The 24,057-nt window shown below is 38.3% G+C and carries 26 protein-coding genes; 25 read left to right on the top strand and 1 reads right to left on the bottom strand.

Features of this window, described 5'->3' with window-relative positions; translation table 11 throughout:
• Window positions 1-35 precede the first annotated feature (35 nt).
• The 19 genes from GCWU000282_RS13390 (at window position 36) to GCWU000282_RS13295 (ending at window position 15,549) form a co-directional block, all read left to right on the top strand.
• Window positions 36-1,064 (top strand): ribonucleotide-diphosphate reductase subunit beta, encoded by a 1,029-nt coding sequence (locus tag GCWU000282_RS13390; RefSeq protein ID WP_035041083.1) that lies wholly within the window; start codon window positions 36-38, stop codon window positions 1,062-1,064.
• 211 nt (window positions 1,065-1,275) lie between these two features.
• Window positions 1,276-1,833: a hypothetical protein gene (locus GCWU000282_RS13385; RefSeq protein ID WP_023355691.1), complete on the top strand. Its 558-nt coding sequence runs from the start codon at window positions 1,276-1,278 to the stop codon at window positions 1,831-1,833.
• Between the two features lie 12 nt (window positions 1,834-1,845).
• Window positions 1,846-2,115 carry a nucleotidyltransferase family protein gene (locus GCWU000282_RS13380; RefSeq protein WP_023355690.1) on the top strand — a complete coding sequence of 90 codons (270 nt, stop codon included), beginning with the start codon at window positions 1,846-1,848 and terminating at the stop codon, window positions 2,113-2,115.
• Window positions 2,099-2,500: an HI0074 family nucleotidyltransferase substrate-binding subunit gene (locus GCWU000282_RS13375; RefSeq protein ID WP_023355689.1), complete on the top strand. Its 402-nt coding sequence runs from the start codon at window positions 2,099-2,101 to the stop codon at window positions 2,498-2,500. Before GCWU000282_RS13380 ends, GCWU000282_RS13375 begins: the two co-directional genes overlap by 17 nt.
• A 49-nt stretch (window positions 2,501-2,549) precedes the next feature.
• On the top strand, window positions 2,550-3,359 hold the full coding sequence (locus GCWU000282_RS13370; RefSeq protein ID WP_023355688.1) for a GNAT family N-acetyltransferase: 810 nt from the start codon (window positions 2,550-2,552) through the stop codon (window positions 3,357-3,359).
• A gap of 111 nt (window positions 3,360-3,470) precedes the next feature.
• Window positions 3,471-5,003 (top strand): RNA-binding domain-containing protein, encoded by a 1,533-nt coding sequence (locus GCWU000282_RS13365; protein WP_035041240.1) that lies wholly within the window; start codon window positions 3,471-3,473, stop codon window positions 5,001-5,003.
• Between the two features lie 37 nt (window positions 5,004-5,040).
• Window positions 5,041-5,547 (top strand): YfbM family protein, encoded by a 507-nt coding sequence (locus tag GCWU000282_RS13360; RefSeq protein WP_023355686.1) that lies wholly within the window; start codon window positions 5,041-5,043, stop codon window positions 5,545-5,547.
• Window positions 5,548-5,890: 343 nt separating this feature from the next.
• Window positions 5,891-6,124 carry an acyl carrier protein gene (gene acpP / locus GCWU000282_RS13350; protein ID WP_023355684.1) on the top strand — a complete coding sequence of 78 codons (234 nt, stop codon included), beginning with the start codon at window positions 5,891-5,893 and terminating at the stop codon, window positions 6,122-6,124.
• 18 nt (window positions 6,125-6,142) lie between these two features.
• Window positions 6,143-6,598, top strand: coding sequence for an acetyl-CoA carboxylase biotin carboxyl carrier protein (accB, locus tag GCWU000282_RS13345; RefSeq protein WP_023355683.1), 456 nt, complete (start codon window positions 6,143-6,145; stop codon window positions 6,596-6,598).
• Window positions 6,591-7,925 (top strand): acetyl-CoA carboxylase biotin carboxylase subunit, encoded by a 1,335-nt coding sequence (locus tag GCWU000282_RS13340; RefSeq protein ID WP_023355682.1) that lies wholly within the window; start codon window positions 6,591-6,593, stop codon window positions 7,923-7,925. Before accB ends, GCWU000282_RS13340 begins: the two co-directional genes overlap by 8 nt.
• A gap of 35 nt (window positions 7,926-7,960) precedes the next feature.
• The gene (gene accD / locus GCWU000282_RS13335) at window positions 7,961-8,818 is read left to right on the top strand and encodes an acetyl-CoA carboxylase, carboxyltransferase subunit beta (RefSeq protein WP_023355681.1); all 858 of its coding nucleotides are present in this window, start codon (window positions 7,961-7,963) and stop codon (window positions 8,816-8,818) included.
• Window positions 8,819-8,840: 22 nt separating this feature from the next.
• Entirely contained in the window at window positions 8,841-9,638 is a 798-nt protein-coding gene (gene accA, locus GCWU000282_RS13330; protein WP_023355680.1) for a carboxyltransferase subunit alpha, read from the top strand.
• 13 nt (window positions 9,639-9,651) lie between these two features.
• On the top strand, window positions 9,652-10,608 hold the full coding sequence (locus GCWU000282_RS13325; protein WP_023355679.1) for a beta-ketoacyl-ACP synthase III: 957 nt from the start codon (window positions 9,652-9,654) through the stop codon (window positions 10,606-10,608).
• Between the two features lie 18 nt (window positions 10,609-10,626).
• Complete coding sequence (locus GCWU000282_RS13320; RefSeq protein WP_023355678.1) at window positions 10,627-11,556, top strand: DUF561 domain-containing protein; 930 nt, start codon at window positions 10,627-10,629, stop codon at window positions 11,554-11,556.
• Between the two features lie 77 nt (window positions 11,557-11,633).
• Complete coding sequence (fabD, locus tag GCWU000282_RS13315; RefSeq protein WP_023355677.1) at window positions 11,634-12,566, top strand: ACP S-malonyltransferase; 933 nt, start codon at window positions 11,634-11,636, stop codon at window positions 12,564-12,566.
• 114 nt (window positions 12,567-12,680) lie between these two features.
• The gene (gene fabG, locus GCWU000282_RS13310; protein WP_023355676.1) at window positions 12,681-13,415 is read left to right on the top strand and encodes a 3-oxoacyl-[acyl-carrier-protein] reductase; all 735 of its coding nucleotides are present in this window, start codon (window positions 12,681-12,683) and stop codon (window positions 13,413-13,415) included.
• Window positions 13,412-14,653, top strand: a complete 1,242-nt coding sequence (gene fabF, locus GCWU000282_RS13305; RefSeq protein ID WP_023355675.1) for a beta-ketoacyl-ACP synthase II — start codon at window positions 13,412-13,414, stop codon at window positions 14,651-14,653. The genes fabG and fabF overlap by 4 nt, the downstream gene beginning before the upstream one ends.
• A complete protein-coding gene (fabZ, locus tag GCWU000282_RS13300; RefSeq protein ID WP_023355674.1) occupies window positions 14,654-15,082 on the top strand; it encodes a 3-hydroxyacyl-ACP dehydratase FabZ in 429 nt (142 codons plus the stop codon).
• 41 nt (window positions 15,083-15,123) lie between these two features.
• On the top strand, window positions 15,124-15,549 hold the full coding sequence (locus GCWU000282_RS13295; RefSeq protein WP_023355673.1) for a MarR family transcriptional regulator: 426 nt from the start codon (window positions 15,124-15,126) through the stop codon (window positions 15,547-15,549).
• Between the two features lie 13 nt (window positions 15,550-15,562).
• Here the strand turns inward: GCWU000282_RS13295 and GCWU000282_RS13290 are convergent, their stop codons facing one another.
• On the bottom strand, window positions 15,563-16,534 hold the full coding sequence (locus tag GCWU000282_RS13290; RefSeq protein ID WP_035041079.1) for an AraC family transcriptional regulator: 972 nt from the start codon (window positions 16,532-16,534) through the stop codon (window positions 15,563-15,565).
• Window positions 16,535-16,719: 185 nt separating this feature from the next.
• On the opposite strand from GCWU000282_RS13290, the gene rhaB reads away from it, so the two are divergent.
• The 6 genes from rhaB to argS all read left to right on the top strand — a co-directional run bounded on the left by rhaB (window position 16,720) and on the right by argS (window position 24,044).
• Entirely contained in the window at window positions 16,720-18,120 is a 1,401-nt protein-coding gene (gene rhaB, locus GCWU000282_RS13285) for a rhamnulokinase (protein WP_023355671.1), read from the top strand.
• An 85-nt stretch (window positions 18,121-18,205) separates the two neighbouring features.
• Entirely contained in the window at window positions 18,206-19,627 is a 1,422-nt protein-coding gene (locus GCWU000282_RS13280; protein WP_023355670.1) for a hypothetical protein, read from the top strand.
• A gap of 26 nt (window positions 19,628-19,653) precedes the next feature.
• Entirely contained in the window at window positions 19,654-20,475 is an 822-nt protein-coding gene (rhaD, locus tag GCWU000282_RS13275; RefSeq protein WP_035041077.1) for a rhamnulose-1-phosphate aldolase, read from the top strand.
• A 193-nt stretch (window positions 20,476-20,668) separates the two neighbouring features.
• Window positions 20,669-21,253 (top strand): glycerol-3-phosphate responsive antiterminator, encoded by a 585-nt coding sequence (locus tag GCWU000282_RS13270; RefSeq protein WP_023355668.1) that lies wholly within the window; start codon window positions 20,669-20,671, stop codon window positions 21,251-21,253.
• Window positions 21,254-21,349: 96 nt separating this feature from the next.
• The gene (gene fsa / locus GCWU000282_RS13265) at window positions 21,350-22,003 is read left to right on the top strand and encodes a fructose-6-phosphate aldolase (protein WP_035041074.1); all 654 of its coding nucleotides are present in this window, start codon (window positions 21,350-21,352) and stop codon (window positions 22,001-22,003) included.
• A 244-nt stretch (window positions 22,004-22,247) separates the two neighbouring features.
• A complete protein-coding gene (gene argS / locus GCWU000282_RS13260) occupies window positions 22,248-24,044 on the top strand; it encodes an arginine--tRNA ligase (RefSeq protein ID WP_035041071.1) in 1,797 nt (598 codons plus the stop codon).
• Window positions 24,045-24,057 lie beyond the last annotated feature (13 nt).

The following is a 24,057-nucleotide window of genomic DNA, read 5'->3' as shown; positions in this document are numbered from 1 at the left end:
TGCCACCAATCGGTGGCCTCGGAATGGAGACTGATATGGAAAAGAAAAAGATATTTAATGAACTTGGAAAACGTGGAACAGAGGGTATATTAAATGGTAATACCACCAATCTTCGTGAGTGGAACCGTATAAAATATGACTGGGCAAATGTAATGTACCGCACTATGTTAAACAACTTCTGGATACCGGAAGAAATATCACTCGGAGAAGATATTAAGCAGTTTTCGTATTTAACGGCAGGAGAGAGAAAGGCTTTTGACAAGATTATCTCTTTTCTTAACTTTCTTGACTCAATCCAATGTGAGAACCTGCCGAATCTGGCAAGATATATAACTGCGGCAGAGGTGGCATCTCTCCTTAATGTGCAGGCATTTCAGGAGGAAATCCATGCCCAGAGTTATTCATACATACTTGATACGGTTACAAACCCTGTAACAAGGGATAAGATTTATGATGAGTGGCGTGAAGATCCAATTCTGCTTAGAAGAAATAAGTTTATAGCAGATATGTATCAGAGATTTGCGGATGATCCGAGTACAGAGAACTTTGTACGTTCGGTTATGGCAAATTATATCTTGGAAGGAATATATTTTTACAGTGGTTTCAGCTTCTTTTATACTTTGGCTAGACAGGGTAAGATGACAGCTACGAGTACCATTTTCAAATATATAAACAGGGATGAGATTACTCATCTGGTGCTTTTCCAGAATATAATAAGGGAGCTTATGAAGGAAAATCCGGAGATTTTTACTGATGAGCTTAAGGGAGAACTCAGAGAAATGGTTAAGGTCGGCACTCTAAATGAGATAGAGTGGGGACAGTATGTGACCAATAATGAGATTTTGGGTATAAATAATGAGCTGATAGAACGTTATATTAAGTACCTTTCAAATCTCAGGTTAAGGGCTATAGGCCTTCCTGTGTGGTTTCCTGAGATTACCGAGAATCCAATGGCTTGGATAGAAAGCTTTTCAAATCTGAATGCCACAAAGACAGATTTCTTTGAGGCAAAGGTAACAAACTATACCAAGGCAGCAGCCTTTGATTTTGATTCGTTGGAATAAGCAAGATTAAGGACAGTAAATCTGTAAAAAGGTTTACTGTTTTTTCTTATAAAAAGATAAAACTATGGTATAATTGTTGTGAAAGAATTGACGGCATATTAATAAGTGGATAGAATTATAAATATATATTAACAATGTTTTAGGAGAATATTTTGGAACTATAAGTGTGGCAATTAAAACAAAAAGCTGAAAGGAGCTTCGTATCAGTGCTATGAAATTTATGGATTGGGATGATATGCATAGAAATCTTGAAGCATTATTTATATTAGATAGTGCGCTGACAGATCCGTCAAAAGATTATTTGAGACTTGTACATAAAAAGGTTTCTAAAACGGAAATAAGATATATTGTTGACAATGGAGCCGGTGACTCTTTAGATGTTATTTTTACAGAGAATGTTGTATTGGTTAAAGGATTTGCACACGAAAATATTTTGAACCAGTTTGCTGCAGAAGAGTGGAATCAGAGTATAATTGACCAATTATATGAGGGACTTGATTCTGAGTTAATTGAATTATTTACATTAGATGAAAGAAATCATTCAACATTTTTTATATGGTATGATGGAAGGATTCATCAAAATCTGCCGGATGGCAATGATGGTGGGCGTTGGTTGCTTGGGTATGCTTTTGATACATATGAAAGATTCAAGGAATTTGCCCAAGACTATTATTCTATGGAATTTAATGATAATCTCCTAAAAAAACTATATGAGAGTGCTACATTGTCCGATAATGAACTAATGGAATTGACTAATTTGAGTAAGTAGAAGGGTGATATTTTGAGAGTAGAAGATGTTATAGAAGCAGCAGCAAAACTATGCAGAGAGTTTGGAGCAAAAAAAGTGATTTTATTTGGTTCAAGGGCAAAGGGAACAGCACTTGAGAGAAGCGATATAGATATAGCTGTATCGGGAGTGGAAAATATTGACTTGCTCATACAAAAAATAGAAGAATTACCAACGCTGTACAGCATAGATATAGTAAATATGGATGATTGTAAAAACGAACTGTTACTGGAGGATATAAGGCAATATGGACGAGAAGTTTAAGAGAAGATTTGAATCGTTTTGTAATTCGTTAAAAGCCTTGACTGAGGCAAGAGAAAGAGACTTTTCAGATTCATTTGTAATAAGTGGAACCGGAGCAAAATTTGCTATTACTTTTGATTTATCCTGGAAGGTCATGAAGGATATACTGATTCAGCATTATGCGATTATCGGGTTTGTAACTGGTTCTCCGAGAGATGTGCTTAGGGAAGCGTTTAAGGCAAACCTTATTGGTGATGATGGCTGGATGGAAATGCTAAAAGTTAGGAATGAACTGACTCACGACTATGATGGTGCGGTTGTAAAAGCCCATTGTGAGATGATTGTAGGAAAATATATTGATTTGTTTTATGAGTTTGAAAAAATAGTGAAAGAATTGGCGTTATAACTGAAAAATAACACCCAATTTGAGTTAATATGAAATTTACGAGGTATCAATGGAAATTTTAGAAATCCAATCCTTTGAAAAATATTCAGATTTTATTTTAGAACTGGCAAATAATCCGTTGTATTATGAACCGCATTTTGTGTATGATAAGGATAATTTATATGGTGCATTAAAGAGAAAAGATGAATATTCATTTGCAGTACTTGAAAACGGAGTTATAAAAGGAATTTTTGTATGGCTTATTATTCCGGATGAAAACTATATTGAGATGCTTATCGGATTTACAAAAAGTAAAGAAGCGTTTAGAGAAATGCTTTCGTATATGGAAAGTAAGTATAGAGGTTATAAGGCAGATTTTGTTATTAATCCGAAAAATTCTGCATTATATCAGCCCTTAAAAGATAAAGGGGTTGTTTTTGATAAGGAACAGCAAAAGATGGTTCATATCGGTATGGTGCCAAATGTAGATACAAGCGAGATAGAATTATATGCCGAAAAGTGGAAAGAGAAGTACTGTGGGCTTCATAGAACAGAAACATATTGGACTGCAGAAAGAGTTCTTTTGGCAAAAGACCGTTTCAGAGTGCTGCTTGTAATAAAAGACGGGAAGGTACAAGGCTATCTGGATGTTACATATAGTTTTGAAAAAAATGAGCCATATGACATCTTTATGAAACCTGAGTACAGATATCAAGGCTATGAACTTGCACTTCTTGTGAAAGCAATAGAATTAAACCGACCACATCAAATGATGGTATTGGTTGATGTAGATGCTTTAGAGGATATAGAAATCTATATTTCTGCCGGTTTTAAAAAGGCAGAAGGACAGAACAGTATTTATGCAACTTATAGGCTTTAAGTAAAGAAGCAAAAGGGTTTGAAAAATTTGACTTAAATTTATGAAGATAGTAGAATAATGATGTAAAAACAAGGAATATGAAAAGCCTGGGTAATGAAAAAGGATAATGTTATGGACATAAATACATTGGAGTCAATTCTTGAAATTGGAGAAACTGTAGCTGTTGAATTTAAGCGTTGTGGAAATGGTATTGAAAATGATACCTATGAGTCTGTCTGCTCATTTTTAAACAGATTTGGTGGAGATTTATTTTTGGGTGTTTTAGATAATGGTAAAGTTAAGGGAATACCGGAAAAGTCTGCATCAGATATGGTCAAAAATTTTATAAGTGTGGTTAGTAATCCATTGCTTTTTTCACCTACAATTTACCTTTCACCTGAAATTATGAAAAATGCAGAAGGAAAAACCATTATTCATGTTCATATTCCGCCAAGTGCCGAGGTGCATAGCTATAAAAAAGTCATTTATGATCGTGTAGATGATGCAGATGTAAAGGTAACTTCTACTTCACAGATTGCTCAGATGTATATACGCAAGCAGGAGATATTTACTGAGCGTAAAATTTATCCTTATGCAACAATAGATGATTTCCGTTTAGATTTATTTCCTAAAGTTCGTAGGATGGCAGTAAATAATGCAGGAGGAAAACATCCATGGGAAGAAATGTCAGATCAGGAGTTGCTTGTAAGTGCAGGGCTTTATGGTGTTGATTTAGCGACAGGGCAGAAGGGATATAATCTTGCGGCTATTATGCTTTTGGGTAAAGATGAAGTTATTATGAATGTTTGTCCGGCGTATATGACAGATGCCCTGCTTCGTAAAGTTAATGTAGATAGATACGATGACAGAGAGACGGTTAGAACTAATTTGATTGAGAGTTATGATATATTAATGGAGTTTGCCAGAAAGCACTTGCTTGATAAATTTTTTCTGGAAGGTGTTAGCCGTATCAGTCTTAGAAACATAATTGCCAGAGAGATGATTAGTAATACGCTGATGCATCGTGAATTTACCAGCTCATATATAGCTAAGTTTGTAATTGAAGAAAATCGAATGTATGTAGAGAATGCCAGTCGTGCAGTAAAAAACGGTTTTATTACACCGGATAATATGGAACCTAATCCAAAGAATCCGATCATTGCTTCATTTTTTAGAAACATTGGTTATGCGGACACACTTGGCTCCGGAATAAGAAAGCTGTTTAAGTATAGTGAATATTATTCAGGGCAGTATCCGGAATTTAAGGAAGGAGATATATTTCAGATTACCGTACCTTTGGATGATTCGTATTCCCTCGATTTTGATTTAGTGAATGAGCCCCAAAAAGGTCTAAATGAGCCCCAAAATGGACTGAATGAGCCCCAAAATGGACTGAATGAGCCCCAAAAAGGTCTAAATGAGCCCCAAAACGGACTGAATGAGCCCCAAAAAGGATTAAATGAGCCCCAAAAAATGATAAGAAAGCATAGAATTGAAAAAATAATTGAAATTATTTTGGATAATCCACATATTACCAGAGCGGAATTATCAAGAATGTTGGGAGTTTCGGAAGCAACTGTTAAAAGAGATGTTTCTGAATTGAATAAAAGCGGTAAGATAGAATATCTGGGAAGTTCAAAGGCAGGAAAGTGGATTGTAAAATAAAATTTTTTAACCATAGTTTTGATGGAGGAAAAACAAAATGGGAATGATAGCAAATTATCAATATTTAAGTAATGAAAACTTAAAGGAAATGAAAAACTTTAACGGAGAAGAAGACAAAATATTTGAAGAGGTTGAGGACTGGAATGAAAAAGCAGAGATTTTGCTTGATATAGACAAGATGTGGGATGTGCTTCATTTTGTGCTAACCGGTGTAGATAGTTCAGAGCCTATAGAAGGCAACCCTTTAAGCGAGGCGGTTGTAGGTGTGACTTCGCTTGAAGAAGTATCTGAATTTATTGCCTACATAGAAAAAGACAGGGTTGCAGATATTATTTCTGCATTAGAGAATTTTGATATAGACGCAGCTTTAGAAAGCTTCAGTATGGAAGCCTGCAAAAAAGCTGAACTTTATCCTAATATCTGGGATTATGATGATGAAGAGGAAGATATTAAGGAAGAAATCCGTGACTATTTTCATGATATGATAGATTTTTACAAACAGATTTTGGAAGCAAATGGAAATGTACTGGTTACGATTTATTAGAAATAATATATCAATTTGAATGTCGGAAATGTATGCAAAAGTTTACTTGTGTTGTAAATACATATAGAGGTGGAGGTTAGTTTAAAAAAGGATGATGGATAATTTTAATATATTTGAACAGGCTTGTAAGTATATTTCAGAAAAAATGTGTGAATTTAAGGATATATTGAATAAGCCTTTTTGTAACAATCAAAATAAATGTAAACGGCAGATTGAAACAGTCTGCTGTTTTTTTCATATTTTATTCAAAAAAATTTTCTTGACATTCATCAAAAAGAATGTTATAAAAAGCTTGATAAATTTATCTAAATAAATTTAACTAAATTAAACGAGGTAAAGAAAAATGAATTTTGAAAAAGTAAAAGAAGTAATTGTAAACGCAGCAAACATTGATGAAGACAAGATTAAATTAAGTGCAAGCCTTGAAAGCGATCTCGGACTTGACTCACTTGATGCGGTTGAGCTTGGTATGGCACTTGAGGAAGAGTTCGGCATAACCATAGACGAGGATAAGCTTGCTTCATTTAAGACTGTAGAGGATATTGTAAACTTTATAGATAATGCAAAAGAAGATTAAACTTAAAGGAAACAATCTATGGATATTAAAGATATTTATGAGGTCTGGGACAGGTTTGAAAAATCCTCGTTAAGCGAGCTGAAGCTTAGTCTTGGCGGAGATAATCTTGAACTTAAGAAGGCTATGGAAGTTATCAGCACAGAGGATAAGTCCGGTAAAACAAAACAGCAGGTAATAACAAGAAATGACTTCACAGAAGAAAATGAGTCAAATGAAGCAAATTCTGACTATAAAGAGATAAAAGCTCCTTTTGTGGGCACATTTTACCGTTCAGCTTCACCTGAAGCAAAGCCGTATGTGGCAGTGGGAGATGTGGTGAAAAAGGGTGACATACTAGGAATCATAGAAGCTATGAAGATTATGAATGAGCTGGCTGCACCGTTTTCCGGAAAAATAGTTGAAATCAGGGCAGAAGATGGCAAAATGATAGAATATAATCAGGTGCTGTTTTTGTTGGAGGAAACAGATGTTTAAACGAGTGCTGATTGCAAACAGAGGTGAAATAGCAGTCCGTATAATAAGATGTCTCAGAGAACTGAATATAGAAAGTGTTGTGGTTTATTCTGAAGCTGATAAAGAGTCTCTGCCGGTTATGTTGGCCGGCAAGGCTGTGTGCATTGGACCTGCAGGGGCTAAAGAAAGCTATTTAAACGGAGATATCCTTATAGAAACTGCACTTAAGACCGAATGTGATGCTATTCATCCGGGCTATGGATTTTTGTCCGAAAATGCTGACTTTGCCAGAAAATGTGAAAAAAACGGCATTATCTTCATAGGACCTTCAGCGGAAATCATAGAAAAGATGGGAGATAAGCAGGCGGCAAGAAGTCTTATGATGGCTGAAAAAGTACCTGTTGTACCCGGCTCTAAGGAACTTATTCACAGCGAGGAAGAAGCTGTAAGAATAGCGGAAGACATAGGCTATCCCGTACTTATAAAGGCAAGTGCCGGCGGCGGAGGCAAGGGTATGAGAAGGGCATTTTCTAAGGAAGAACTTGTAAGTGCCTATGCAGCTGCAAAGGCCGAGGCTAAGGCTGCTTTTGGCAATGACAGTATCTACCTTGAAAAGCTGGTATTAAATCCTCACCATATTGAAATTCAGATTATGGCTGATAAAAAAGGCCATGTAGTTCATCTTGGTGAAAGAGAATGTTCCATACAGAAGAATAACCAGAAAATGCTTGAAGAATCGCCATCCTGGTTTTTAAAACCGAAACTTCGTGAGAAGATGGGAGATGTGGCTGTAAGGGCTGCCAAGGCGGCAGGTTATAACAGTGTAGGTACGGTTGAATTTATAGCCGATGACAAAGGAAATTTTTATTTCATAGAAATGAATACCAGAGTGCAGGTGGAACATCCTGTAACAGAGATGGTTACAGGTATTGACATCATAAAAGAGCAGATAAATATAGCGGCAGGAAGAAAATTATCTGTAAAGCAGTCGGACATCAGTCTGAAAGGAAGTGCAATAGAGTGCAGAATAAATGCTCTGTCTACAGGCAAGATAACCTGTCTTCATTTTCCGGCAGGATACGGAGTAAGGGTTGAGAGCCATTTATTTGAAGGCTATGAAGTAAGTCCTTATTATGATTCAATGCTTGCTAAAATCATAGTACATGGAAATACCAGGCTTGAAGCCATCAGGAGAATGAGGAGAGCCTTAGAGGAACTTATCATTGACGGAATTAAGACAAACAGTGAATTGATGTATATGATAACCTATCAGCCGGACTTTATTGCGGGACAGTATAATACCGGCTTTTATGAAAAGAATAAAGATAATATTGAAAAAACAGTATAGCCTTAATATGGTTGTAACAGGCAAGGAAAGTGAATATGAAAATAGCACAGATATTTTCAAGAAGAAAAGACGATTTAAATGCTCTTAACAGAGCAAGAAAAGAAAAAAGTAATGATAAAACAGGAGAAGGAATAATCTGTCCATCCTGTGAAAATGAGATAACAAGAGAAAGGCTCAAAACAGAGCTTGGCGTTTGTCCTGTCTGCGGACATTATTTTCCACTGAGCCCTATGCAGAGAATGGCTGTACTATCTGATGAAAAGCAGGTAAAGAGACGATTTCAGCCGTTAAAATCCATTAATCCCATAGATTTTCCCGATTATGAGGAAAAACTAAAGGAAAATAGGGAGAAAACAAGGCAGAATGATGCTATAGTAACAGAGATTATTAAAATAGGCGGAGTTACTACTGCAGTAGGTGTGCTTGATGGCAGATTTTTGCTTGGAAGCATGGGTACCGTAGTGGGTGAAGAAGTGGCAAGGCTGGCTGAATATGCCGAGAAGAAAAACCTGCCTCTGGTTATTTTCAGTGCAAGCGGCGGTGCCAGGATGCAGGAAGGAATATTTTCCCTTATGCAGATGGCAAAGACTGCTGCAGTTATTGAAAAATTCAAGAATAATGGCGGACTTTTTATTTCTGTACTTACCAATCCTACTACAGGTGGTGTGAGTGCAAGCTTTGCTTCACTCGGAGATATAACCATAGCAGAGCCAAAATCGCTTATCTGTTTTGCCGGTCCCAGAGTAATAGAGCAGACCATAGGAGAAAAGCTGCCTGAAGGCTTCCAGAGGGCGGAGTTTTTGCTTGAACATGGCAGGCTTGATGCTGTTGTGGAGCGAAAGGATATGAAGGATTGGCTTTCAAAGGTTTTAAGGCTTCATAATACTAAATAATCTCTTACGGAGAAAATAATAAATGAAAGAAAAGATTAAGAGTCCTTATGAGAGGGTAATGCTAGCCAGGGATAAGGACAGGTTAAAAATAAATGACTATATAGAATTTCTGTTTGATGATTTTATAGAACTTAAAGGAGATGGGATATCGGGTGAGGATAGTGCTATACTTGGAGGAATAGCACTATTTCATGATATTCCTGTAACTGTTATAGGACATAAGAAGGGCAGTACAACAGAAGAAAACATAGCCTGCAATTTTGGTATGGCCTCTCCCGAAGGCTATAGAAAGGCTGCCAGGCTTATGAAGCAGGCTGAAAAATTCGGCAGGCCTATAATTACCATTGTAGATACTCCGGGAGCTTATCCGGGACTTATGGCAGAGGCTAATGGACAGGCAAATGCAATAGCAGAAAATCTTGCACTTATGAGTGGACTGAAGGTTCCCATAATATCAGTCATTACAGGGGAGGGCAGCAGTGGAGGAGCTTTGGGAATTGCTGTAGCAGACAAGGTGTTCATGCTTGAAAATGCAGTGTACTCCATACTTTCCCCTGAAGGCTTTGCTTCCATCCTTTGGAAGGACAGCAAGAGGGCGGATGAGGCTGCAAAACTTATGAAACTGACAGCAGGTGAGCTTCTTGACTATGGCATCATAGATGGAATAGTTAAAGAAGGTGCCAAGCTTATTATAAATATGGATGAAATGATTTATAAAGAGCTGACAGAACTTAGAAAACAAAAGGCAGACAGCCTTGTAAAGAATAGATACAAGAAGTTTAGAGAAATAGACAAGGAAAAAAGAGCCGTAAAGGCTTAAGCGGAGGTAAAACTTGGGAATACTTAGATTTGTAGCAACCGGAAAGGCTCTGCCTAAAAAAATGGTTACAAATGAGGATATCTCTAAGAGAGTAGATACCTCTGATGAATGGATAACGACAAGAACAGGAATTAAAAAAAGATATTATTGTGAAGAAGAAAGCTGTAACAGTCTGGCTATAGAAGCAGCCAAGGAGGCAGTAAACAGAGGGCTTGAAAGAGACAGTGAATTCAGTATACACAAAATAGGGCTTATCATAGTCGCAACCACAAGCGGTGATTATGCATTTCCAAGTACGGCCTGCATGGTCGGTAAGGCCTTAGGACTTAAAGGGAATGTTATGGCTTATGATTTAAGTGCTGCCTGCAGCGGCTTTATGTATGCCTTGCAGAATGCGAAAGCCCTGTTAAATGAAATGCGGGGTAAATATGCTCTGGTAATCGGAAGTGAAGAAATGTCCAAAATACTTGATTTTAGTGACAGAAGCACTTGCGTACTCTTTGGAGACGGAGCAGCGGCAGCCTTAATAAAGCTTGAAGATAAGGAAGGCGTATCCTGTATCCTCTCATATTCTGATGGAAATGATGAAGACTTGGTTTGTGGCGGTGTGGGCTCAAAGGACAGTTTCTTAAAAATGAAGGGGCAGTCGGTATTTAAGTTTGCCGTAAAAGTTATAAAACAAAGTATAGATGAGGTGCTTTGTCAGGCAGGACTTGATATGAGTGATATAGATTTTGTGGTCTGCCATCAGGCAAATGCCAGAATTATTGAATTTGTAAAGAGAAATTATGAAGGCCGGGAAGATAAATTTTATCAAAATGTAGGAGAATATGCGAACACTTCTGCAGCAAGCATAGGACTTGCCCTTGATGACTTATTTGAAAGCGGAAAGTTAAAGGAAGGAATGAAGATAGTCTGTGTCGGCTTTGGAGCAGGAATGACATGGAGTGCGGGAGTATTTGAGATTTGATAACCGGAAGGGAAAAAGATGAAGAAATTAAATGAGATTTTAGGAATTAAATACCCATTTATACAGGGTGGTATGGCAAATGTTGCAATTGGTGAGTTTGCTGCGGCTGTAACAGAAGCAGGCGGACTCGGTCTCATTGGCTCAGGTGGTATGAATCCTGAGATGCTGCGTGAAAATATAAGAAGATGCAGAGAGCTTACTAAGGGTAAATTCGGCGTCAATCTTATGCTTATGCACCCTCAGATAGACGAGCTTGCTGCAGTAGTACTTGAAGAAGAAGTAAAGATAGTTACTACAGGTGCAGGCATGCCTAAGAAATATATGAAAGATTGGAAGGCTAACGGAATTTTTGTAATGCCTGTTGTGGCAAGTCCAATGCTCGCTAAAAGACTTGAAGATATGGGAGCGGATGCTATTATAGCAGAAGGAACCGAAAGCGGAGGCCATGTAGGAGAGATGACAACCATGGCTCTTGTACCTAGGGTTGTTGATACAGTAAGTATACCTGTGATTGCTGCAGGTGGTATAGCGGGAGGCCGTCAGCTTGCGGCTGCCTATGCGCTCGGAGCAAGCGGGGTACAGCTCGGAACCTGCCTTTTGGTATCTAAGGAATGCCCTATTCACGAGAATTATAAGAATGCAATTATAAATGCAAGAGATAATGACAGTGTTGTTACAGGAAGAATAGCCGGAACACCGGTAAGAATTCTAAAAAATGAAATGTCCAGAGAATATGTAAGACTTGAAAAGGAAGGAAAGGATAAAATGGAACTCGAACATTTTACCCTCGGAGCACTTAGAAAAGCTGTATTTGACGGAGATGTGAAGAACGGATCCCTTATGGCCGGACAGGTAGCCGGCGGTCTTACCGAAATCAGAACTCTAAGTGAAATTTTTGAGTCGATGGATAGAGAATACAAGGAAGTCATTAAAAATCTACAGCAGTAGAATGATTTGGTATAAATGAGAGTGGGAAGCATAAAGTAAATTTGGTTTAACAGTATGAAGTTTCGAAAGGAATTATAATGAGTAAAATCTGTTTTTTATATGCAGGACAAGGCAGCCAGAAAGTGGGAATGGGCGCTGATATGTATGAAGCCTACCCTACCTTTAAGAAGATTATAGATAGTATAGAGCTTGACTTTGACATTAAAAGCCTTATGTTTGACGGAGATGATAATACTCTCGCTAAAACCGGATATACTCAGCCATGCATGTCAGCTTTTGCTGCAGGAGTTACCGAAGTGCTTAAAGAAAACGGAATACAGCCTGCCGGAGTGTTAGGACTGAGCCTTGGCGAATATGGAGCATTGTATGCGGCAGGAGTATTTGACTTACAATCTTATATTTCTGTTACAGCCTTCAGAGGAAGGGCTATGGAGGAAGCGGCAAAAGGTAAGTCCACGGTAATGAGTGCTGTGATTGGTTTAGAAGCTGAAAAGATTGAAAATATCTGTAAAGAAACAGAAGGTTTTGTAGAAGTTACAAATTATAATTGTGCCGGACAGTATGTAATCTGCGGTGAAGAAGCCGCTGTAACCAAGGCAGAAGAAAAACTGAAAGAAGCAGGTGCAAAGAGATGTATAAGACTGAATGTAACTGCTCCGTTTCATACAAAGCTACTTAAAGAGGCAGGAGATAAGCTGACTGTTTATTTTGAAAAAATGGATTTTAATGAGCCTAGGATTCCTTTGGCGCTTAATCTGACAGGTAAGCTTTATAAAAAGGGTGATAACTTAAAAGAAATTATGGCAGCTCAGGCCCAGAGTGCAATCCATTTTGAAGACTGTGTAAAGACTATGATAGCCGAAGGATTTGACAGCTTTATAGAGATAGGGCCGGGAAATGTGCTTTCAGGCTTCGTAAAAAAGACAGCGACGGCATTGGGTGCGAAGGTAGACATACTTACTGTTCAGAATAAAGAAGATTTGCAAAAAGCTATTAGTGTAATTAGATAAAAGGTTGTAGTCAATATATTGTTAGAGATAATATAAGAGAGATATAATATAGCAAATATACTATAAATGACTTGATTGAAGTATATTGATTAAAGACTGATTAAAGGAGAGTGTATGAATAAAACAGCCATAGTAACAGGGGGAAGCAAGGGCATTGGTAAGGCAATCTGTGTAAGGCTTGCAAAAGACGGATTCAACATAGCATTTAGCTACAACAGTAATCCTGAACTTGCGGAAGAAACTGCAAAACTTTGTGAAAGTGCGGGAGTAAAGGTTAAATTCTACAAGGTAGATGTAGCGGACAGCACAGCCTGCAAAGAGTGGACAGAAGAGGTTCAGACAGAGTTTGGCAGTGTAGATGTGCTTGTAAATAACGCCGGAATTACTAAAGACGGTCTGCTTATGAAGATGAAGGACGAAGACCTTGATGCAGTCTTGGATGTAAACTTAAAAGGCAGTTTTTATATGATGCGTGAAGCATCTAAAATAATGCTTAAACAAAAATCCGGAAAGATAGTCAATATAAGCAGCGTGGTCGGTGTTATGGGTAATGCGGGACAGGTGAATTACTCTGCTACCAAGGCAGGAGTTATAGGAATGACAAAGTCACTTGCAAGAGAGCTTGCAGGCAGAAGAATCAATGTAAATGCTGTTGCTCCCGGTATGATAGAAACAGATATGACAAAAGCAATGTCTGATAAGGCAAGAGAAGCTGTTATTGCCGGTATTCCTTTTAAGGAAATGGGAAAACCGGAGGAAATAGCTTCGGTAGTTTCATTTTTAGCCGGAGAAGACAGTAACTATATCACAGGTCAGGTAATCTGTGCAGACGGAGGTATGAGTATATGAGAAGGGTTGTAATTACAGGTCTTGGAGCGGTTACACCTATCGGAAATGACATAAATACTATGTGGCAGTCGGTAAAGTCAGGGAAATGCGGAATTTCAGAGATTACACATTTTGATGTTACAGATAAGAAGATAAGCCTTGCCGGAGAAGTAAAAGACTTTAATCCGGAGGATTTTTTGGACAAAAAAGAAGCCAGAAGAATGGACAGGGTAACACAGTTTGCTCTTGTAGCGGCTAAGGAAGCTATGGTTGACAGTGGTATAGAGCTTGAAAATGTTGACAGAAACAGGTTTGGAGTAGTATTTTCAAGCGGTATCGGCGGTATAGATACAATAGAAAAGGAAACTATAAAGGGACATGAAAAGGAAAACTTTGAGAAGATTTCACCTTTCTTCATACCTATGATTATAGCGAATATGTCAGCAGGACAGATAGCAATAGCTTTCGGGCTTCATGGTATGTGTACCTCACCTGTTACAGCCTGTGCAAGCTCAACCAATGCTATAGGAGATGCATTCAGGCATATCAGAGACGGCTATGCGGAGCTTATGCTTTGCGGTGGAAGTGAGGCTACTATAACAGAGCTTGGAATAGGCGGTTTTGCTTCTATGAATGCCCTCAGCAAATCTAAAGAACCCGACAGAGCCTCTATTCCTTTTGATAAGGAAAGAAACGGCTTTGTTATGGGAGAAGGCGGAGGAGCGCTTATATTAGAGGAGCTTTCCCATGCCTTAGAAAGAGGGGCCAAGATATATGCAGAGGTAGTGGGCTATGGTGCTACCTGTGATGCAAGCCATATTACAGCTCCGGTAGAAGACGGTAGTATAGCGGCAGCCTGCTTTAAGGTGGCTCTTAATGATGCAAAGCTTTCCACATCGGATGTAGATTATATAAATGCACATGGAACCTCAACTCCGCTTAATGATAAATGCGAGACAAGGGCAATAAGACTTGCTTTTGGAGCAGACGCGGATAAGCTTATGGTAAGCTCTACCAAGTCTATGACTGGACATATGCTCGGAGCGGCCGGGGCAGTTGAAGGTATAATAACAGTACTTGGCTTAAAAGAGGGCTTTGTACCTGCTACCGTAAACTACAGGGAAAAGGACGAGGAGTGTGACCTTGACATAGTTCCGAATGAAGGAAGGAATAAAGAAATCAAGGTAGCTATGTCTAATTCTTTGGGCTTTGGCGGACATAATGCAACTGTTGTGTTTAAGAAATATGAGGAGGCTTAAATGGAGTTAAATTCTCGTGAAATAATGGAAATACTTCCACATAGATATCCGTTTTTACTGGTAGATAAGATAACTGAGCTTGAGAAAGGTGTCAGGGCAGTCGGTCAGAAGAATGTATCGGCTAACGAAATGCACTTCTTAGGGCATTTTCCGGGAAATCCAATTATGCCGGGAGTACTTATACTTGAGGCTCTTGCACAGACAGGGGCTGTGGCTTTACTTTCGGAAGAAGAAAATAAAGGAAAACTTGTTTTCTTTGGAGGAGTTAAGTCAGCAAGATTTAGGAAACAGGTTGTACCGGGAGATGTACTTGAGCTTCGCTGCGAGATTATAAAGAGAAAGGGAAGTGTGGGCATCGGCTCAGCCACAGCACTTGTGGATGGCAAGGTGGCAGCAGAGGCAGAGCTCACATTTGCAATAGAAAAATAAAATTGATATACTGTTATTAAAGTCAGGAGGTGGACAGAAAAATGCTATATGACTCCTTTAATAAGGTATATACAAAATTTAAGATGCATTTTTATAAAGAAGTATTTAAGAAATGGAGAGACAGGGAAGCAACTCTAACTACAGTGGAAACCTTTTGTATGGAGATTATCCATGCTTTAGGAAAGCCTACAGTAAGCGAGTTTGCAAGCTTTACCAGTCTTTCCTCGGCAAATGCAGCGGACAAGATAAATAATCTTGTGAAGAAGGGTTATCTTAATAAGGTACAGTCAGAAGAGGATAAAAGGATATATTATCTGGAAGTTACAAAAAAATATATTGACTATTATAATATTAGTTACCAGTATCTTAAAGAAGTTATGGAGAAACTGGAAAACCGCTTTACTCCGGAGGAAAATAAAACTCTGGAGAAAATGCTAAGGATTATGTCTGAGGATATAATGGAATAATTTGAAGGCAAAATTAATTCATTTTTATCCTATATTCACTAGGTGACATCCCATACCTTTCACGGAATTTTCTGTGAAAGTAGCTGCTGTTATCATAGCCTACAGAAGCTATTATTTTTTCAACAGTTAGGGTACTTTGCTTCAGCAGGAATACTGCCTGCTGGAGCTTTCTTTCTTGTAGCAGTTCTTTAAAATTTTTGTCCAAATGTTTCTTTAATAAACGGCTTACAAAGTATGTCGGCTCATTTATTTCGGCAGAGATTTCCGCAAGAGTTCCATTTTTATATTTTGTTTCAATATATTTTAATACGGTAAAAATCATATTTTCATCATATCTGTCAGGCAATCCCTTATTAATATTTTCAGCAAATGCGGACAGATTCATTAGCAAAAGTCCCATAGTTGTCTGGATTATGGTATTTGTTGCAGGATGCTTTTCATATATTGTCCATATCATATTTTCCAGGAGGTTTTGTACGGGAAGGATATCTTTTGCCGAAAAGTGGAGGAAACTAAGCAAAGAATCTCCGCCTGAAAGCGTGGACAGCAGAAAGTCACGCAGCACATTTTCTTCCTGCATCATTGAAAATGAGACATTAAAAAACTCAGGTAAAATCACAAAATTTACAGCTATATCAGATTCTGAAGCAGGCAGTATCTCCTGGGTAGCATTCTGATTTAAAAACAGAAGGTCACCTTCGCTAAGAATAAGGGTTTCTTTATCATTTAAGATATGCGTGGTACTACCGCTGCACATATAAACAAGTTCTACATAATTATGTTTATGCTTTGGGAAGTGTACAAAGCGGGTATGGGGGCGAAGCTCTATAAGCCGTCCTTTGGCAAGCAGCTTACTGCTGTCAATAATAAATTGATTTCCGACTGTTTCTGCATAAAACTCTGTACGAACAGTATCTGCACCGTTTAAGTATTGTTCTTCTTCGGGCGTTATTAGTTTTAGTTTATCAAGAAGTTCTTTTCTCATTTGTATCTCCGCTTTTACTATTTGCAAATAAGGTCCCTATAGTTTGCATAAAATGACCTAAAAAAACTATTAAAATTATTATAAGATAAAAATATAAAAATGCAAGTAAAGTTTGTATTGTAAGTGAAGCTTAAAATGATATTACAGGAGTTCAATTAGTATTCCGGAAAGGATGATGATTGCAAATGAAGTATTGGGTGGCTATAGATATAGGTGCATCCGGAGGAAGGCATATTTTAGGTTATATGAAAGACGGAAAGATGTGTACTGAGGAGATTTATCGGTTTTCAAACGGGCTTAAAGAAAAAAACGGAAAACTGTGCTGGGATATAGATGAGATTTTTAAACACATTCTAAAAGGCCTTGCAAAATGCAAAGAAATAGACAAAATTCCGGAATCGGTAGGCATAGATACCTGGGGAGTTGATTTTGTTCTGCTTGATAAAGAGGGCAGGATGATAGGGGATGCTGTAGGCTACAGAGATAATCGCACAAAAGGAATGGATAACGAGGTATACGGTATCATTTCCGAGGAAGAACTGTATAGAAGAACCGGTATACAGAAACAGATATTTAACACAATTTATCAGCTTATGGCAATTAAGAAAGAATCACCTGAATTACCGGAAAGTGCAGAAAGATTACTGATGATACCTGAGTATTTAAACTACTTGCTGACAGGGAAATGTATGTCGGAATACACGAATGCCACTACTACTCAGCTTGTAAACTGTGAAACCGGAGAATGGGATACTGATATAATAAGGAAATTAGGTTATCCTGAGAAAATTTTCGGTAAGCTTAATATGCCCGGAAGTGAAGTGGGGATGTTTACAGAAGAAATCCGGGAAAAGGTTGGATTTAATTCTAAGGTAGTGCTTGCCGCTACCCACGATACTGCTTCTGCGGTTATGGCAGTACCTGCAGATAAAGAGGGGGCTGTTTATATAAGCTCAGGAACCTGGTCTTTAATGGGAACTGAGATACTAAAGGCTGATAATTCTGCTGAGAGCAGACTAATGAATTTCACGAATGAAGGCGGTTATGACAGAAGGTTTCGCTACCTAAAGAATATAATGGGACTTTGGATGATTCAGAGTGTCAGAAAAGAAATAGCTGCTGACAAGGACTTTGGAGAAATATGCGAAATGGCTGCTAAGGCGAATATTTCATCCATAGTAGACTGTAATGATATAAGGTTTTTAGCGCCTAAAAGTATGACAGAAGAAATAAAACTTAGCTGCAGGGAAAGCGGACAACAGGTTCCGGAGGGAATAGCTGAAATTGCAAATGTGATATATAACAGCCTTGCCGAGAGTTATATTAAATGCCTAAAAGAAATAGAGGAAAGAAGGGGAGAAACATATTCGGGAGAAATACATGTAGTCGGAGGAGGTTCTAAAGCTGAATATCTGAATAAACTTCTGGCTGAGAAATCAGGGCATATAGTGAAGGCAGGACCTTCGGAGGCTACGGCAATAGGTAATATTACTGCACTTATGATAGCAGATGGGGTAATACCTGACTTATCCTCAGCTAGAAAGATAATAGAAAGTTCTTTTGAAATTAAAACATATTTACCATAACAAAATGATTTGCGTATCAAAAGAAAGATAATAAATTCTTTTGACGCTTGTATCAGAAAATAATTTACTGAAAAGGAGTTAAGCTATGTTAGTAGAGACAAAGGCTAAGGTCGGTGTATTTTCGATAGCACTTGGTGCTTATTTGGAACAGTTTCCGAATCTCAGACAGGAATTTGAATCACAGTATGAGGAATTTAAGAAGGGGATTCCTGATACAGTTGAGCTTGTGGACGGCGGTATGATAACCACAAAGGAAGAGGCTATGAATGCAGGGGATAAGTTCAGGGCGGCAGATGTGGATGTGGTGTTTTTGCAGATGCTTACCTATGCAACCTCTTATAATGTACTTCCGGTTGTAAGGGATCTTAATGTACCGGTTGTTGTTATTAATATTCAGAAGAAAAAAGCCCCTGAATACAGTAAAACGGATATTCCTACCTGGCTTGGAACCTTGTATGCCTGCGGTGCAGTAGGAGAAGCCACAGCAGATCTTGAAAGGGCAGGAAAGAGGTATGCTGTTGTCACAGGCGTTTCAGAAGGCGGAGATGAAGAAGTCACCTTGCGGATAGAAGAATGGTGTAAGGCTGCACAGGTCAGAAGAAGATTCAGACAGACTAACATTGCCCAGATTGGCCGTCCTTATCCCGGAATGATGGATCTGTATATAGATGAAACTAATCTTTACAATAGAATGGGGCTTTATACCAAACAGTTTGACTGGGAAGATATGTGGTCTATGGCTGATGATATTACTGATAAAGAAATAATAGAGAATAAAGCAAAAGAAATCCTAGATACCTTTGAAATAGAAGGTGGAGGAAGTTTGGAAAAAGTTTGGGAAATGGCAAGATATGTGGTGGCCTTTGAAAGATGGGTGCAGAAAGAAGATCTTGCTATGGTGGCTTCGCATTATGCGGGTAAAGCGACAGGTCAGGCAGGTATACTTGACTCTATGCTGATTCCGGCCTTTTCAATGCTGATTAAACAGGGGACTGCCTGTGCAGTAGAAGGTGATATTAAAGTAGCTATGGCTATGAGTATACTTAAAACCATATCCGGTACAGGCCAGCTTTCTGAAATGTATTCAATAGATTTTAACAAGGACATATGCATAATAGGCCACTCAGGCTCGGGGGATGCTGATATATCAAAGGCACATAAGCCTACTATGAAGATAGTAGAGGTATTTCACGGTAAGGTAGGAGGTGGTTATCTCACACAGTTTTATCCTCCTGCCGGTGATATTACCTATCTTGCCATTACTCAGGATAAGAACGGAAAGTTCAAGTTTGTTGTAGCAGAGGGAGTTAATGAGGAAGGCGAAATATTTACCTTTGGTGACACAAATATGAGAACAAAATTTAGCTGTGGAGCAAGGGAATTTGTAAACCGTTGGAGTGAGGCAGGACCTACTCATCATATGGCGGCGGCTATAGGCAGACATGCTGATGTAATACTTAAAGTAGCAAAGATTTTGGATGTTCCGGTTGAAGTAGTAACAAGATAAGATTGATAAATGAAAAGAGGAAAATGATGAAATTTTTAGATGCAGAATTTGTAAAAGGTTTTATAAGAATGGCAACTGATGGCTGTAATATGGGATGGCACGAAAGAAACGGAGGTAATCTCTCATACAGAGTTAAACCTTGTGAGGTAGATGAGGTCAAAGAAGAACTGAAAGCAGGAGAATGGAGAGAAATAGGGACTGCTGTTCCTAATCTTGCAGGGGAATATTTTCTGGTAACAGGCTCAGGCAAATTTTTCAGAAATGTACAGGATAAGCCCGAAGATTCAATTTGTCTTATCGAGCTTGATGAAAAAGGCGAGAATTACCGCATTATGTGGGGACTTGTAAATGGTGGCAGACCTACCTCAGAACTCCCAAGCCATCTGATGAGCCACGAAGTAAAGTTTTTGAAAAATCCTGAATACAGGGTAATTTATCATACCCATACAACCAATATTATTGCTCTTACCTTTGTACTTCCTTTAGATGAAAAGGTAATTACCAGAGAGCTTTGGGAAATGGCTACAGAGTGTCCGGTAGTATTTCCTGACGGAGTCGGTGTAGTGCCTTGGATGGTTCCGGGAGGAAGAGAAATAGGAGTAGAAACCTCAGAACTTATGAAGAGCTACGACATTGTAATCTGGGCTCACCACGGTATAGTAGTTGCAGGGACAGACTTTGACATAGCATTTGGACTTGCTCATACTGCTGAAAAATCAGCTGAGATTCTTGTAAAGACTCTCTCAATGAGTCCAAAGAAACTTCAGACTATAACACCGCAGAATTTTAGGGACTTAGCGGTTGACTTTAAGGTGACTCTGCCTGAGAAATTTTTGTATGAAAAGTAGTGAGATTTACTGAATTTAATGTAAAATATATAGTCAAGAGCAGATTATTGCCTATAGCCATTATAATATGGCATTAGGACAGTACTGCTCTTTAATTATGTGAAAATATTCTTTCAGTTATTATCTTTTCTCCTTGATGTATCCTTACTTTAAGGCTATACTGTTATTATAATGATACATACAGGAGCACATAATGAAGGTTCATAGAGAAACAAGGAAAGATTTACTTGAAATAATAGCTGATTCGCCTGTAATTGCAGCAGTAAAGGATGAAGAAGGCTTAGATAAAAGCCTTAGAACAGATTGCAGAATTATATTTATCTTATACGGAAATATATGTAGCTTAACCACGATTGTAGAAAAAATTAAGAGCAGAGATAAACTTGCGATAGTACATGCCGATCTGGTGCAAGGATTATCAGCAAAAACTGAGGCTATTGACTATATTAAAAATAATACAAAGGCAGACGGAATACTTAGTACGAAGGGTAATCTTGTAAAACATGCAGCAGATATCGGGCTTATAGGCATACTGAGAAACTTCATTATAGATTCGATAGCAATGGAAAACGTAAATAAACAGGTGGAACTTGCACATCCCGACATGATTGAGATAATGCCGGGAATAATGCCTGAGATTATAGAAAAGCTTAAGAACGAAATAAAACTTCCGCTGATAGCAGGAGGGCTTATTTCAGATAAAAAAGATGTGATTGCGGCCTTATCAGCAGGTGCAGATGCGGTATCTACCACAAAGGAAGAGCTTTGGAATGAATAAAACTTATTATATCAAGCTTTAATTTGTATTTCATCAGTGATTATATACCGGAACTGTAAAGGTTTAGGTAAAATAATAAATCTAGGAGGTAGAGTTATGAAATTTTTTATCGACACAGCTAATGTTGAGGAAATCCGTAAGGCAAATGACATGGGGGTTATTTGCGGAGTAACTACCAATCCGTCTCTTATTGCAAAGGAAGGACGTGACTTTAGAGAGGTACTTAAGGAGATAACCTCTATAGTTGATGGCCCTATCAGCGGTGAGGTAAAGGCAACTACTACAGATGCAGAGGGTATGATTAAAGAGGGAAGGGAAATTGCTTCCATGCACCCTAACATGGTAGTGAAAATTCCTATGACGGCAGAAGGGCTAAAGGCTGTCAAGGTACTTGCCAAAGAGGGAGTTAAAACCAATGTTACCCTTATTTTCTCCGCAAACCAGGCACTGCTTGCAGCCGAGGCAGGAGCAAGCTATGTATCGCCTTTCCTTGGAAGACTTGATGATATTAACCAGGACGGTGTTACCCTGATAGCTGATATAGTACAGATATTTGAAAACTATGGCTATGAAACCGAGATTATAGCCGCCTCTGTAAGACATCCAATGCATGTACAGCATTGCGCTTTGGCCGGAGCTGATATAGCTACTGTTCCATATAAGGTAATAATGCAAATGATAAACCATCCTCTTACAGCTCAGGGAATTGAGAAGTTTATAGCCGACTATAAGAAAGTATTTGGTGAATAATTGAATAGTTGTATTTTCTATGTAATAATGATAAAATGATGTTGGTATTCTAACACCAATTAATACAGGATTGCTAAGGTTTCGCCTCTCGCAATCCTTGCAAAAATATTGCTCAGATAATCTGAGTATATTTTATAGTAAAAGCTTAGATTTTATGTAAATAGCCATCTTGCAAATGGTCTTTATCTTTTGATAGAGATGTTTGCAAGATGTTTTAATGAAATAATGCATGAGGAGAGTTGTAATGAAGAAAGTATCTGTTTTAATTAAAGAAGCTGTAGAGAAGGCTTTTGTAAGTTTGGGCTATGATAAGAAATATGGAATGGTAGGCATCTCAAACCGCCCCGACCTTTGTCAGTACCAGTGTAATGGTGCAATGGCAGCGGCTAAAGAGTTTAAAAAAGCACCTTTGTTTATAGCTGATGAAGTAGCAGATAAACTGCAACTTTCCGAAGAAGGCAAGATATTTGAAAAAATAGAAGCAGTAAATCCGGGATTTATTAATCTTACACTTAAAGACGAATTTTTGGCAGACTATGTAAATGAAATGGGTGAGACCGGAAATTTCGGATATGAAAATGGAGGTGAGCCTAAGAAGATAGTTCTCGACTATGGCGGGCCTAATGTGGCTAAGCCTTTACATGTTGGCCATCTTCGTCCTGCCATAATAGGCGAGAGTATTAAGCGCATAGAAAGATTTGCCGGTAATGAGGTTATAGGAGATGTGCATCTGGGTGACTGGGGACTTCCTATGGGACTTATCATAACTGAAGTTAGACACAGACATCCTGAACTGCCATACTTTGACGAAAGCTTTACAGGTGAATATCCGAAAGAAGCACCTTTTACAATAGAGGAGCTTGAGGAGATTTACCCTTTGGCCTCAATTAAATCCAAAGAAGATGAAGAATATAAAAATGAGGCTTTACAGGCTACCGCACTCTTACAGAATGGGAATAGGGGCTATATGGCACTCTGGCACCATATCTTAGATGTATCGGTTACTGACCTCAAGAAAAATTATCATAATATAAATGTAAGTTTTGACCTTTGGAAGAAGGAAAGTGATGTACAAGTCTATATACCTGATATGGTTGAAAAGATGAAAGCAGACGGCTTTGCATATATAAGCGAAGGTGCACTGGTTGTAGATGTTACAAAGGAAGATGATAAGAAGGAGATTCCGCCTTGTATTATACTTAAGTCAGACGGAGCCGCACTTTACAGTACAACAGATGTTGCGACAATATTGGAAAGGGTTAAATTGTTTAACCCTACAGATATTATCTATGTAGTAGATAAACGTCAGGGAATGCATTTTGAGCAGGTATTTAGGACAGTTAAGAAGACAGGAATAGCTCCGGAAGAACTAAATCTTATCTTCTTAGGCTTCGGTACTATGAATGGTAAAGACGGTAAGCCTTTTAAGACAAGAGAAGGCGGAGTTATGAGGCTTGAGAGGCTTATTTCCGAAATAACCGAAGAAGTAGAAGCAAAAATGTCTGACAGAGATATGGATGAGGAAGTTAAACATAAGGTGGCTAAACAGGTTGGACTGGCTGCCCTCAAATACGGAGATTTGTCTAATCAGGCAAGTAAGGACTATGTATTTGACCTTGAGCGTTTTACTTCATTTGAAGGGAATACAGGCCCATATATCCAGTATACGGTAGTAAGAATCCGCTCAATTCTGGATAAGTTTATAGCAGAAAAGAGCTTAAATAAAGCTGATTTAGATAATTTCTTTGCCGATATAAAATTGGTTAAGGCTGCTACTGCTTCTGAGAGAGAGCTTGAACTTGTTTTAGCAAAGTTTTCTGATATGATAGATTTAGCTGCAACAGAGTTTGCACCTCATAAGGTATGTGCTTATATTTACGAAGTTTCAAACTGCTTCAGTGCATTTTATCATGAAAACCACATACTTAACGAACAGGATGAGGCAAGGAAATACTCCATGCTCAAGCTCTCATATATCACAGAGAAGATAATAGTAAAATGCCTTGATTTACTTGGTATAGAAGCGCCGGAGCGTATGTAAAAACCTTAAGCTT

The organism is Catonella morbi ATCC 51271, from assembly GCF_000160035.2.
Taxonomy (GTDB): domain Bacteria; phylum Bacillota; class Clostridia; order Lachnospirales; family Lachnospiraceae; genus Catonella; species Catonella morbi.
Note: the sequence above shows the minus strand (reverse complement) of the source record. Positions and strands in the feature narration are given on the sequence as shown.